Source organism: Paenibacillus gyeongsangnamensis, assembly GCF_027533625.1.
Lineage (GTDB): Bacteria > Bacillota > Bacilli > Paenibacillales > NBRC-103111 > Paenibacillus_G > Paenibacillus_G gyeongsangnamensis.
The window spans coordinates 56,915-69,422 of the sequence record NZ_JAQAGZ010000012.1 but is presented as its reverse complement, the minus strand read 5'-3'; the positions used below and the strand labels follow the sequence as shown (position 1 = coordinate 69,422).

At 55.4% G+C, this 12,508-nt stretch carries 10 protein-coding genes and 3 pseudogenes; 9 read left to right on the top strand and 4 right to left on the bottom strand.

Translation table 11 applies throughout. The annotated features are described in order from the left end of the window. The first annotated feature begins 21 nt into the window (after positions 1-21). Complete coding sequence (locus O9H85_RS18880; RefSeq protein WP_269882973.1) at positions 22-591, top strand: tyrosine-type recombinase/integrase; 570 nt, start codon at positions 22-24, stop codon at positions 589-591. Positions 592-950: 359 nt separating this feature from the next. After that, on the top strand, positions 951-1,553 hold the full coding sequence (locus O9H85_RS18875; protein ID WP_269882972.1) for an HD-GYP domain-containing protein: 603 nt from the start codon (positions 951-953) through the stop codon (positions 1,551-1,553). A gap of 130 nt (positions 1,554-1,683) precedes the next feature. Here the strand turns inward: O9H85_RS18875 and O9H85_RS18870 are convergent, their stop codons facing one another. After that, on the bottom strand, positions 1,684-2,433 hold the full coding sequence (locus O9H85_RS18870; protein ID WP_269882971.1) for a GTP pyrophosphokinase: 750 nt from the start codon (positions 2,431-2,433) through the stop codon (positions 1,684-1,686). A gap of 222 nt (positions 2,434-2,655) precedes the next feature. Between O9H85_RS18870 and O9H85_RS18865 the strand changes: the two are divergent. The 6 genes and pseudogenes from O9H85_RS18865 (at position 2,656) to O9H85_RS18840 (ending at position 8,564) form a co-directional block, all read left to right on the top strand. Further along, a pseudogene (locus tag O9H85_RS18865) lies at positions 2,656-4,239 on the top strand (DHA2 family efflux MFS transporter permease subunit). A gap of 37 nt (positions 4,240-4,276) precedes the next feature. Next, positions 4,277-4,822 (top strand): NAD(P)H-dependent oxidoreductase, encoded by a 546-nt coding sequence (locus tag O9H85_RS18860; RefSeq protein ID WP_269882970.1) that lies wholly within the window; start codon positions 4,277-4,279, stop codon positions 4,820-4,822. A gap of 16 nt (positions 4,823-4,838) precedes the next feature. Further along, the gene (locus O9H85_RS18855; protein ID WP_269882969.1) at positions 4,839-5,312 is read left to right on the top strand and encodes a hypothetical protein; all 474 of its coding nucleotides are present in this window, start codon (positions 4,839-4,841) and stop codon (positions 5,310-5,312) included. 22 nt (positions 5,313-5,334) lie between these two features. Then, a complete protein-coding gene (locus O9H85_RS18850) occupies positions 5,335-5,499 on the top strand; it encodes a hypothetical protein (RefSeq protein ID WP_269882968.1) in 165 nt (54 codons plus the stop codon). Positions 5,500-5,837: 338 nt separating this feature from the next. Next, positions 5,838-7,198, top strand: a pseudogene (gene gdhA / locus O9H85_RS18845) (NADP-specific glutamate dehydrogenase). 133 nt (positions 7,199-7,331) lie between these two features. After that, positions 7,332-8,564, top strand: coding sequence for an aminopeptidase (locus tag O9H85_RS18840; protein WP_269882967.1), 1,233 nt, complete (start codon positions 7,332-7,334; stop codon positions 8,562-8,564). A gap of 181 nt (positions 8,565-8,745) precedes the next feature. On the opposite strand, the pseudogene O9H85_RS18835 reads toward O9H85_RS18840, so the two are convergent. Beyond that, positions 8,746-10,110 (bottom strand): annotated as a pseudogene (locus O9H85_RS18835) (aminotransferase-like domain-containing protein). Between the two features lie 144 nt (positions 10,111-10,254). Between O9H85_RS18835 and O9H85_RS18830 the strand changes: the two are divergent. Then, complete coding sequence (locus O9H85_RS18830) at positions 10,255-11,172, top strand: DMT family transporter (RefSeq protein WP_269882966.1); 918 nt, start codon at positions 10,255-10,257, stop codon at positions 11,170-11,172. A gap of 82 nt (positions 11,173-11,254) precedes the next feature. Here O9H85_RS18830 and O9H85_RS18825 read toward each other — a convergent pair whose 3' ends face one another. Both O9H85_RS18825 and O9H85_RS18820 read right to left on the bottom strand, forming a co-directional pair. After that, positions 11,255-11,428, bottom strand: coding sequence for a hypothetical protein (locus tag O9H85_RS18825; RefSeq protein ID WP_269882965.1), 174 nt, complete (start codon positions 11,426-11,428; stop codon positions 11,255-11,257). Between the two features lie 186 nt (positions 11,429-11,614). After that, positions 11,615-12,073, bottom strand: a complete 459-nt coding sequence (locus O9H85_RS18820; protein ID WP_269882964.1) for a copper amine oxidase N-terminal domain-containing protein — start codon at positions 12,071-12,073, stop codon at positions 11,615-11,617. Between the last annotated feature and the right edge of the window lie 435 nt (positions 12,074-12,508).

The window sequence follows — 12,508 nt, the reverse complement described above, 5'->3', positions numbered from 1 at the left end:
ATCCGTACGCCCAAAATCGCGGTGAGCAGCAAAAACAGTTACTTAACCAAAAGAGAGGTGCTGCGGCTGCTTCAACAGCTGAAGAAGCAAGGGCAAAGGGAATATTTGATCGGGCTCACGCTGGTCCTGCTGGGGCTGCGTGTCTCGGAGCTGACCGCCATTGAATGGGGCCATTTTCATACGGATCCGGAAGGGAGCTCCATCTGGCTGACCGTCCATGGGAAAGGGGGGAAAGAACGTGAGGTGAAGGTTCCGCAAATGCTTTGGACGCTTTATGGGAGCCATTTTGCAGAGCTTTTCACCAAACCGGCGCCGGCATCGCAAAAGCTGTTCCCTATATCCGTAATGCTGGTGGAGAAAATGATTCAACGGGCTCGTGAACAAGGCCAGTTGGGAAAGAAGGTTACACCCCACTGGCTGAGGCACACGAATGCAACGCTGGCCTTGCTTCGCGGGGCTACGCTCCAGCAGGTGCAGGAATCGCTTGGTCATACGCATATTAATACGACCCAGCGTTATCTTCATACGGTTCAGCAGATCCAAAAAGCGGCGCCCGATTTCGTGGAAGACTACTTAAAAGACAGCATATAGGAACAATTGCCTAGTACTCTTGTATTACTTAAGGTCATTTAATATAATAAGAGAGCGCGTATTTTGTAGAATTAAGAAGAATATGAATATTTTTCTTGTAAAATTTCGAACAACTATAATTGTACGAACCCTATTGTATTGCAGCACCGTGGGCGGAACAAACCTAATCTATCATCACAGTGACTCCATAATCGTGCGCCGCTAAGCTGCCGGGGAATTCCGACAATATACGCGCCGACAGACCGGCCAGTTTCCTAGAAGGACGGACGAGCCTTCTTTGTTATATACGGGAAATGACCTTCAATGCGATACGTCATTTGTGGTCAGTCGGCCTGCATCTTGCATTTAGGAGGATTCTTGTGGCGAATCGATTGCTCACGGAAAGATCGGCTCAATTGGTTAGGGAAAGGCTGCTTCAATTGAAAGCGAAGGATGAGAATACTTATGAGCACAGCTTGAGAGTCGGCAAATTGTGCGAGGTACTTGCGGGACGTTTACAGCTGGACGAGAAACGAACAACACTGCTAACCCTTGGAGGATATCTTCATGATATCGGGAAGATGTTGATCCCTGACCCCATTCTGCTCAAGGACTCTGCGCTTACGGAAGAGGAATGGGGGATTATGAAGCTGCATCCGAATCTCGGGTCCATTATCATGCTGGGGAACGATTACGTCAATCAGGAGCTGAACGACATCATCGAGCTCCACCATGAACGCTTGAACGGCTCAGGCTATCCCTATGGGCTGCAAGGCGATAAGATTCCTACGCTTGCGCGGATCTGCGCCATTGCCGATGCGTTCGATTCGATGGTTTCGGACCGCCCCTACCGCAAAGGCTTGCCGCTGCAAGAAGCTGCAGAGGAGCTGAGGCTCCATAGCGGTACACAGTTCGATAAACATCTTGTCAAGGTGTTCCTGGAATCAATTCCCTCCTTCCGTGAGATTTATTCCGAACAATAATAAGCGACGCGACAAGGCTCAGGCTCCCTTCCTTACGGCATGGTTCGTAAACTTGTCGGTGAAACTGTTTTTACTGCCCCTACTGTCCCCCTACCGCCCCCCACGCGCAAGGGGGCTTGTCCTTGCCCCCTCATTCCTTCGGCTTATCCATGCTTCCGTCGAGAAGTCCCAGAAGCGCCGGAGGCAGGTCGAACTCCTGATTGTTGATGATGATCCGATGCCGCTCGGCGAAGTCGGCCTGCTCTTCCTTAAGCACCTCGATCTCCTTATGAAGCCGTTCCATCTGCCGGTCCAGGGCCGAAGCGGAGCTGGCGGCCTCCTTCAATTCCTCCAACAGGCGCGAAGGCACGGCTTGATTGTATTTATAGTAAATTTTGTGCTCCAGGCTAGCCCAGAAATCCATAGCGATCGTCCGAATCTGAATTTCAATGCATACCCGCTCTTCCCCATCGGACATGAACACCGGCACGAGGACCAGCAGATGGAGGCTTTGATAGCCGTTCGGCTTGGGACGTTTGATATAATCCTTTTCTTCGATAATTGTCAGGTCGGTTTGTTTCTTGAGCATGTCCCGGATCAAATAAATATCCGATATAAAAGAGCAGGTGATCCGGAGCCCGGCAATATCCTTGATGTTCTCCCGAATGCTGCTGAACGACAGCTCGCAGCCCTTGCGGTAAAGCTTCTTAAGAATGCTCTCCGGCGATTTCAAACGCGATTTCGTATGCTCAATCGGGTTATATTCATGGAGGAATTGAAACTCTTCCTTCAAAATTTCAATCTTGGTCTCGATGGCGTCCAGCGCAAACTTGTAAATCATCATGAATCGGGTAATTTCGTTCTTGAACTGCTTCATTTGATGCATCGTGATTTGGTTCATCGCTCTTTTCCTTTCTGCTGCTATGCTGCGGCCCTTGAGGATAAGCCTAGTCCTAGTATATCATTCCTCCCGCTATTCCACGACATGAGCAAGATCACGCCCCTCTTCCAGTGAATAAAATACGGCTTCCACGACAACCTAAATAAAGAAATCAGCGGAAACGGTGCTCGGCCTCGGCTTCAAGAGCGCAATCATCGGCGTCCATGTTTAGGGGATGAAGCATTGGAAAATATACATGTCGGACGCACCCTTGCCGTACTGCTGCTCGGAGCGTTCATCTCGATCCTCAACCAAACGCTCATCAATATCGCGCTACCGCATCTAATGACCGCCTTCAACGTATCGGCCACGACGGTCCAATGGCTCTCCACGGCTTACATGCTCGTCAACGGAGTGCTGATTCCGATCACCGCGTTCCTGATCGCTACGTTCGGCACGCGGTCCCTATTTCTCGCGGTGATGGCCTTCTTTACCGTCGGCTCGGTCGTATGCGCCATAACGCCGGGCTTCGGCATCATGCTGATAGGCCGCATAATACAAGCCATCGGCGCGGGCATTCTGATGCCGCTCGTCATGAGCGTGTTCCTGACCGTCTTCCCTCCGGAAAAAAGGGGGGCCGCCATGGGCACGATGGGCATCGCCATGATCTTCGCCCCGGCGGTCGGTCCTACGCTGGCGGGATGGATCGTAGAGAATTATACATGACGCATTCTGTTCATCATGATGATTCCTCTCGGAGTGATCGACATCCTGCTGGCCATGAAGTGGCTGAAGAACATCATCAAGCCCACGTTTCCCAAATTCGACGGTTGGGGCGCCATACTCTCAACGATCGGCTTCGGGGGACTACTCTACGGCTTCAGTGAAGCCGGCAGCAAGGGCTGGACCAGCCTGACGGTCATCGGATTCATCGCGATCGGCGCGTTCTTCATCTTCCTATTCATTTGGCGCGAGTTGAACGAAGACGAGCCGCTGCTGGAGATGCGGGTGTTCAAGTATAACATCTTCACGCTGACTACCATCATCGGCTCCGCCATCAACCTGACGATGTTCGGCGGCATGATCCTGCTTCCCATCTATTTTCAAAATATCCGGGGGTTCACACCGCTGGACGCCGGACTGCTTATGCTGCCGGGAGCGCTGCTCATGGGCATCATGTCGCCGATCTCCGGTGCATTGTTCGACCGGATCGGCGCGCGGCCGCTGGCCATCATCGGGCTGCTCATCACGGCGGCGACCACGTGGGAGTTCAGCAAGCTAACCTCGGATACGACCTACAGTCACATTCTAATACTGTATACGGTCCGCAACTTCGGGATGTCCTTCATCATGATGACCGTGCAGACCGCAGGTCTGAACCAGGTGCCTTTGCGGCTCGGCTCCCACGCAACTGCAATGTCCAATACGATGCGGCAAATTGCGGGTTCTATCGGGACGGCGCTGCTCGTGACGGTGATGACGACCCGGTCTACCGTGCACATGGGCGACTATGCGAACACCGTTTCCGCAAGCAATCCCGGAGTCGTCGGCCTGTTCCAGGAGCTCACGACAGGGCTGTCTGCGGCCGCGGGCCTTCCCGAGTCGGTCGGCCAGTCGCTTGCGGTTCAAACGTTGTACGGCAAAGCGACGGTCGAATCCACCATCAAGGGGATCGACGACGCCTTCCTCGTAGCTACCTGCTTCGCGGTGCTCGCGCTGGTGCTGTCATTCTTCATCTCCTCGCCGAAGAGAGACAAGGTCGAGATCGTGGAGCAACCCCAGGGGGAGCTGCCCGAACGCATTATCATTGAGCCGGCCAAATCCTGAAGCAAGACCAACCTGCAAGCGACGAAGGAGACTTGGGATGAAAATCTACGTAATTTACGACAGCGAGAGCGGCCATACGGAAGTTCTGGCGCGCTCCATCGCCGAAGGGGCCGGGCAAGTGGAGCAGGCCGAGGTATTCCTTCATCACGTGAAGGATGCGGATATTTATGAATTGGCCCAAATGGATGCCGTCATCTGGGGCTGCCCGGGGCATTTCGGTACGATCAGCGCCGGCCTGAAAACCTGGATCGACCGCTTAGGCTACCTATGGGCCAAAGGCAAGCTGATCGGCAAGGTCGGCGCCGTCTTCTGCACGACCGCCACCGTCCATGGCGGCATTGAAGCTACGCTGCTGAACCTGATTACGCCGATGCTGCATCACGGCATGATCATCGTCGGCCTGCCCGGCAACGTGCCGGAGAATGCGCTATACGGCTCCTACTACGGCGTCGGTGTGACTTGTCCCGTCGAGCTGTCTCCGGACGATCCGCCCAGCTTGCCGAAGGAGAACGACCTTGCCCTCGGCAGAGCGCTGGGCCGGCGCGTAGCGGAGACGGCCAAGAAGCTGGCGGCTCAATCTTAAAACGGGAGGTCTGGCCATGCTTTATGGGATCGCTGCGGTCGTCATCGCCGCCATCATTTTCTTGATCGTATACAACGTCAGGGCGCTTCGAACGGATAAGCCCGGGAGGGAAGCGCCCCCCAAAGCGCGGAAAACGGAGGCTAAGCCCAGCGCGGATAATCCGCCTCCGCCGCCCAGACCTGCGGCAGCCACGCCGAGGGCGGAGCCGGATCGGGCGGGAGACCGCGCTCCTGCGGCGGAGGCGCAGCCGCCGAAGGAGACCGTCCGCCCGGCGCCGCAGCCCGCCGCCGGCGCGGTCCGGAGCACGCCCGCCTCGGTCCACCGGCAGCAGCAAAGCGACAACGACTACCGGGAAGCGCTGCGCAGCTTCCGCGGCGGCGAGTCCGCGGGCGAAGAGGTCAAGGAGAAGTCCGAAGAGAGCGGCAAGACCGGCAAGGATATCGCTTACCGCGAAGGACTCCGTTCCTTGACGAAACGCGATGAAACCTGATGCGAGGAAAGGAGCATTCCCTATGAGCTCACAGGAACAGGATCGCTTGAACGAGACCCAGATGACTGACGAGCAGTACCGGGGCGCCTTGAGGGCTTTTGCCAATGCCGCCCCGGACATGGCTTCCCAAGCTCATCTTGATCTGGAGCGGCAACCCGGCGGAGAGCCCGACGCCGCAATGAAATAACGCATTGTCATCATCCAGGATAAACGGCTACGCCGTCCTTGTGTTACAAGGACCAGCGCGTTTATCAAGGTTGATGCAAAGCTATAAGCCCACGAAAACTTATAAATTCTTATCAACGAACAAGAGGCAGCCTGAGGCTGTCTCTTTTTTCGTTAGGGAATCCCGTAATTCATGCAATTGCCTTTGTAATCAGCGCACAAACTTTACATGCACTGTAAATAATGGTTGATGCATCGTTCCGACTATGCAACAATAAAAAGGGTGATTTTCTCAGCTTAGATCGTGCAGCAAAGATACTAGCAAAGGTGGGCGAACCTAATTTGAGCACTCTTCAAACCATGAACAATCAAGAAGCTGCCGCTCGAGACTACGTACAAGACGTATTCGAGACGGTAGTGATACGCAATCCCCATGAAGTCGAATTCCATCAAGCGGTCAAGGAAATTTTGGAATCGCTGGTGCCGGTCATCGCCAAGCACCCGAAGTACCGGCAGAACGGGATTCTTGAGCGAATTGTGGAGCCGGAGCGCCTGATCACATTCCGGGTGCCTTGGGTGGACGATCAGGGCATCGTTCAGGTGAACCGCGGCTTCCGCGTGCAGTACAACAGTGCGATCGGACCGTTCAAAGGCGGACTGCGTTTTCATCCGTCCGTCAATGCAAGCATTATTAAGTTCCTCGGCTTCGAGCAGACGTTCAAGAATTCATTGACCGGCCAGCCGATCGGCGGAGGCAAGGGCGGCTCCGACTTTGATCCGAAGGGCAAATCCGAGGGAGAGCTCATGCGCTTTACCCAGAGCTTCATGACCGAGCTCTATAAATACATCGGTCCCGACACGGACGTGCCTGCCGGCGATATCGGCGTTGGCGCCCGGGAGGTCGGTTATATGTTCGGCCAATACAAACGCATCCGCGGCGGCTATGAGGCCGGAGTATTGACGGGCAAAGGCATCGGCTACGGCGGAAGCCTGGCGCGGACGGAAGCGACCGGCTACGGCGCCGTCTATTTCGTTAACGAAATGCTCGAAGCCCGCGGCATCGGCTTCGAGGGCAGCACCGTCGTCGTTTCCGGTTCTGGCAACGTGGCGATCTATGCGATGCAGAAGGCCGCCCAATTCGGTGCGAAGGTCGTCGCCTGCAGCGATTCCAATGGGTATATCTACGACAAGGACGGCATTGACCTCGATACCGTGCGGCGGCTGAAGGAAGTCGAGCGCTCCCGCATCAGCGAATACGTGAAGGAGCATCCGAACGCGGTATACGTGGAAGGCTGCCGGAACATCTGGTCCATCCCTTGCGATATCGCGCTGCCCTGCGCTACGCAGAATGAAATCGACGAAACCTCGGCGAAGCTGCTCGTTTCGAACGGCGTGCAAGCCGTCGGCGAAGGCGCCAACATGCCTTCCACGCTCGAAGCGATCGACGTATTCCTGCAGGCGGGCGTCCTGTTCGGACCGGCCAAGGCGGCCAATGCCGGTGGCGTTGCCGTATCCGCTCTGGAGATGTCGCAGAATTCCATGCGCTACTCCTGGAGATTCCACGAAGTGGACGACAAGCTTCATGAAATCATGAAAAACATTTATCGCCAATCCGTGAACGCGGCCGAGGAGTACGGCCATCCCGGCAATTCGTCGTCGGCGCCAACATCGCCGGCTTCCTCCGCGTCGCCGATGCGATGATCGCCCAAGGTGTCATTTAAGATTTTTCCCGGCCCCGAGCTCTGCCTTGACGCAGCCGCCCGGGGCTGTTTTACGCAACGGCGGCTCCTTTGGTTAAATCAAGCCGGTTTATGTTAAAATACGGATATCCTAAGTTCGCAGGAGGACTCCGCTATGGACACCTTTCAAGAGAAATTAGAGCGTTACGCGGCGCTGGCCGTTCAGGTTGGCGTGAACATTCAACCCGGACAGACGCTGGTCGTCACCGCCCCCCTCTCTTCGGCGCCCTTCGTGCGCCTCGTCACGAAGAAAGCCTACGAAGCCGGCGCGAAAAACGTCCATGTTGAATGGAGCGACGATGAGATCACCCGCATCAAATACGAGCTCGCCCCGGACGAAGCCTTTAAGGAATATCCGTTGTGGCGGGCCCGCGCCTGGGAAGAGATGGCCGAAGGCAATGCGGCCTTTTTATCCGTCATGGCGTCCAATCCCGATTTGCTGCAGGGCATCGACCCCGAACGGATCGCCAATGCCAGCAAGGCCTCGGGCCAAGCGCTCCAGAAATGGCGCAGCTATATGATGACCGATAAGACCAGCTGGTCCATTGTCGCTGTCCCTTCGCCCGCTTGGGCGGCCAAGGTATTCCCGGACCTTGATGAGAGCCGCCAAGAGGAAGCCTTGTGGGACGCAATTTTCGCTGCGACGAGAGTGAGCGCAGGGGACCCGGTGGAAGCTTGGAAGGAGCACACCCGGACGCTGGATGCGAAGGCGGACCATCTGAACGCCAAGAAATACCGGAAGCTGCGTTATCAAGGCGCCGGAACCGACCTGACCATCGAGCTGCCCGAGAATCACCTGTGGGTCAGCGGAGGCAGCGTCAATGCGCAGGGCGTCCCGTTCGTCGCCAATATGCCGACGGAGGAAGTATTCACCGCTCCCCTGAAGGAAGGCGTGAACGGCACTGTGCGCAGCACGAAGCCGCTCAGCTACGGCGGAACGCTGATCAAGGACATTTCGCTCACGTTCGAGAACGGCAAAATCGTAGACGCCCGCGCCTCTGCGGGTTTCGAGGTGCTGAAGCGGCTGATCGAAACCGACGAAGGCTCCGCTTACCTGGGTGAAGTCGCCTTGGTTCCCCATCGTTCCCCGATCTCCGATACGAACATCGTCTTCTTCAACACACTGTTCGACGAGAATGCCTCCAGCCACCTGGCCATCGGGAAGGCTTACGCCTTCTGTCTGGAGGGCGGCAAAAGCATGTCGCCGGAGGAGCAGGCGAAGAACGGACTTAATTCCAGTCTCGTCCATGTCGATTTCATGATCGGCTCGGCCGACATGAATATTGACGGAGAGCGGGCGGACGGCACGACCGAGCCCGTATTCCGGGACGGCAACTGGGCGTTCTAACCCGTTCGATGAACGACGTTGGGCCCGTCACGCAGGCTTTTTTGCGGAACGGGCCCTTTTGTCATTGCCTTTTAGCCCAGCCGGTCTGCAGGATCTCTTTCATGCTGCGCTCCTGCTCCCTCAACTGCCTGTGGCGATGCCCGTTCGCGCCTGACGGATACGGGAGCCCCCGCGGGTACATTTACTTCCTCCTTCCTTGACTGCGGATCGCTTCTCCAAGCAGACGTACGCCCTGCTCGATCTCGCTTTCCGGCACATTTGTCACGTTTAATTTCAGCAAAGGCTCCTTCGGAAACGAAGCCAGGTAATGCCGGTCCACCGAATCCAAAAAAACCGATTTCTTCTTCAGCGCCGCGATAATCCGCCCGGGAGACAGCTTGCCGCTCAGCGCCAGATGCGTATGAACCGACGGCGGACCGGAGCCCGCGCCGGCCGGGTACGTGAACAGCCCCCCGCTTCGCCGGAGCTCCTCCTCCAATGCCGTATGAAGCCGCCTCGCTCTCCGGCTGTAGGACGTCTTGATCTTATGCCTATGCTTGTCGAACATGCCGCTCTTGCAATAAATTTCGAGCGCACCCTGCGACAGCATGGAACTGTCGATATCCAGGATCCGCTTGTATCTGCTGAACGTCGGAACGAGTGCGTCCGGAATGACGGCAGCGCCGATCCGCAGGCCGGGAAAAATGATTTTGGAATAGCTCTTCAAATAAATGACGCGCTCCCCGCCATCATAAGCATATAGAGGGTCCGATTTCGCATCCTGCTCCAGGTCCGCCAAATAATCGTCCTCGACCAAATACACGTCATATTTCTTCGCCAAAGCGACGAGCCTCCGCTTCTCCTCCGTACGGTACGAGGTGCCCAGCGGATTGTGCAGTCTTGGCATCGTATAGAAAAATTTGATCCGTCTCGTACGGAACAGCTCCTCCAGCTCGTTCATATCGACGCCCTCCGCCGTTCGCCGGAAGCCGACAACCGGAACGCCGTACGCCTCCAAATGCTCGATGTACAGATGGTACCCGGGCTGCTCGATCACAATTTCGTTCTTCCCGCTCGGAAAAGGCATCGCCGTCAAGATCGACAGCGCCTGCTGCACCCCCGATACGACAAACAGCTGGTTCAACCGGGCGAACACCTGATAGCCGGCCAGCTGCTTTTGCAGCAAGGCGAGGAGCGAAGGCAGTCCTTGAGGCGTGCCGTAGATAAAGAGATCCTTTTTATACATATCGATCGCTTTATTGATGCAGTGCTAAAAGTCCAGATACGGGAACAAATCCGGATCGGGGGCCGCCGTGGCAAAATCCATCCCGGCTTTCTCTTGCCGGCCGGGATCCGCCTTCGTATGGACGACGTAATAGCCGCTTCGGGCGACGGAATAAAGTAGGTGGCGCCGCTCCAGATCGGACAACGCGCGAAGGATGGTGCTGCTGTTGACTTGATAGCGCTCGGCCAACTGACGAACGGAAGGCAGCTTGCCGCCCGCCTTGAAGATGCCGTTACCGATTTGCTGCTCGAGCTCGGTTACTATGTGCAAATATTTATGCATGTACGCACCGCTCCAAATCATCTGTACCGGTACAGATGGTCGTTTTTCATATTGTAGCACGCGGCGGGGGCGTTTAACATAAACACCAAGAAACTGAATTTGCCCCGCTCTGCTTGCAGCCGGGGAAGAAGGAGCGTTAGCCCCATGTTCGCAAACAACCGCCGTAAAGCTTATATGGCCGCCGTACTAAACGCACTCATTATCGGTTTTTCCTTTCTTTTCGTCAAAATGGCCTTGGCGGAGGCAAGCCCCTTCGATCTGCTCGCCTACCGGTTTACGGCTTCGTTCGCCGCTGTCCTGCCGGTCATGCTGGTCTTGAAGCCGAAGGATCTGGCCGCCTTGCTGCCGCTGGCGCTGCTTTATCCGGGCCTATTCTTTGCCTACCAAACCGTCGGCCTGGTCTACGCCTCCTCGTCGGAGGCCGGCATCATCCAGGCCGCGGTGCCGATCTTCACCTTGCTGCTGGCGGCCTGCTTCCTGAAGGAGCGCGCCAGCCGGCACCATTACTTGTTCATGCTGCTGTCCGTCGCAGGGGTCGTTACGATTGTAGTTATGAAAGGCACCAAGCTGGGGAACGGAAGCAGCGCCGCAGGACTCCTCTTCGTCCTAGTGTCGGCCGTCTCCTTAGCCGGGTACAGCATCCTGGCGCGGAAGCTGACCAAATCTTACGGCGTCATAGAGATCACGTTCGTTATGGCTTTCCTCGGCTTCCTCGTGTTTGGCGGCATCGCGGTAGTTCAGCATGCGGTTCAGGGGAATTGGGGCAGCTTTTTCCGTCCGCTCGCCAGCCGTCCGTTTCTCGTCTCGATCCTGTATCTCGGCGTCCTGTCCTCCCTTGTAACGTCCTACTTATCGAATTACGCCCTATCGCAAATCGAGGCCTACAAGATCAGCATCTTTAATCAACTGGCCACGATGGTTTCGATTGCAGCGGGTGTCATCGTCCTCCATGAGCCGCTGCTGATCTATCATGTCATCGGCGCCGTATTGATTATCGCCGGGGTGGTCGGCGTCTGCATCCCCGCTTCCACCATGAAGAAACCATCTCCTCTGAGCCGGTGACTGTGATCTGGATTCGGGTTTCGTCTATGGGAACAAACAAGGACCGTCCTCCGCTCGTGTGGAGAAAGGACGGTCCTTATCGTTATTTCAACTGCTTGATGATATTCGCGTGCTGGTCGTTCTCTTGCTTCAGCTCGGCATTGTAGTTGTTTCTCAGCTGAGTCAGCTGATCCTTCAGGATCTCAATCCGCTGCTGGGCGATCCCCTTCGCCGTAATTTGAGCGATCAGCGCCTGAACGTCGGACAGCTGCTTCACGAGCGCCGCCTTCGCCGCCTCGGCCGCTTTGGAAAAATCATCGGCTAACGAGCCTGATTTGTTGATGATTTCCGTCTGCTTGGCATTCGCGTCCCGCAGCGCTTTATCGTATTCCGCTTGACTTGCGTGGATTCCCGGATTGTCTTTGCGGAGCTGCGCGATCTGGTTCCGAACCCCACCTCGATCTTACGGATCAGCACACCCCCACATATTCGCTGACGGACAAGAGCGTGCCCGTCTTATCGTAATACGAAATGAGTCCGTCCATGGCGTCGTTCTTAAAATCGCCGACGATCTGCTCGCCCTTGGCTGTATGAAAATAGAGGTCGCTTTCAGATCCCAGACGACATCCTTGCCGCTGGCCTCGCTCACGAACCGTACGGGCACCAGCGTATTGCCGCCCACCAATCGCGGAGCAAGCTCCAATCGGTTCAACTGGTCATTCACATAGGCGTCTGGATCGTCAATGACCAGACTTGATCGCCAGCCCTTCCTTCGCTCCCGTAACGGTTTGCGTGGCACCGTCCCAGCCACCGTCAGCCCCAGCTTCTCGAAGACCGGACGGAACGGGACCAGCGTCGTGCCTTCCTCAGAATCGGCTGCACCTCGAACTGCAGAATCTTTCCGTCTTAGGTTGATGGGCATGTGGCTCTCCCCCTTACACGAGTGCTGGTAATGCTTACTTCGTATATTTTTTATTTTTTTGAGAAACAATTCAGCTACGCCTCCGACGGGTACAACGATTTCAGATACTTTTTTATACTTAGTCTATATACATAACGCAACCAAATATAAATTCCGGTTCCTGCTTAAATCAAAATAAATGCAAAGCTGGATGACTGGCCTTGAAAAAACCATAACAAAGCGAATGTAACAGTTTTTTTGATTGATATTAGTACCTGGTACTAAATGTGTCATAACGCTTTTTACGCTCCGTGTCAAACATTCGTTTGTGTTTTCGAACAGTTGCCCTGTTATCATATTTTTCCACTTGGACGGTTGTTCCTTTCAAATGTTTCAAGTCTTGAATAATCTAAAACACGATGAACGAGATCCCCTGCTCAAATTTAGAATTAGAAA

Excerpts from the sequence above, each read along its gene's own strand:
- O9H85_RS18820 (WP_269882964.1), bottom strand. The coding sequence starts at position 12,073 with ATGCCCATCAACCTAAGACGGAAAGATTCTGCAGTTCGAGGTGCAGCC.
- O9H85_RS18870 (WP_269882971.1), bottom strand. The coding sequence starts at position 2,433 with ATGAACCAAATCACGATGCATCAAATGAAGCAGTTCAAGAACGAAATT.
- O9H85_RS18850 (WP_269882968.1), top strand. The coding sequence starts at position 5,335 with ATGAGCTCACAGGAACAGGATCGCTTGAACGAGACCCAGATGACTGAC.
- O9H85_RS18855 (WP_269882969.1), top strand. The coding sequence starts at position 4,839 with ATGCTTTATGGGATCGCTGCGGTCGTCATCGCCGCCATCATTTTCTTG.
- O9H85_RS18840 (WP_269882967.1), top strand. The coding sequence starts at position 7,332 with ATGGACACCTTTCAAGAGAAATTAGAGCGTTACGCGGCGCTGGCCGTT.
- O9H85_RS18830 (WP_269882966.1), top strand. The coding sequence starts at position 10,255 with ATGTTCGCAAACAACCGCCGTAAAGCTTATATGGCCGCCGTACTAAAC.
- O9H85_RS18860 (WP_269882970.1), top strand. The coding sequence starts at position 4,277 with ATGAAAATCTACGTAATTTACGACAGCGAGAGCGGCCATACGGAAGTT.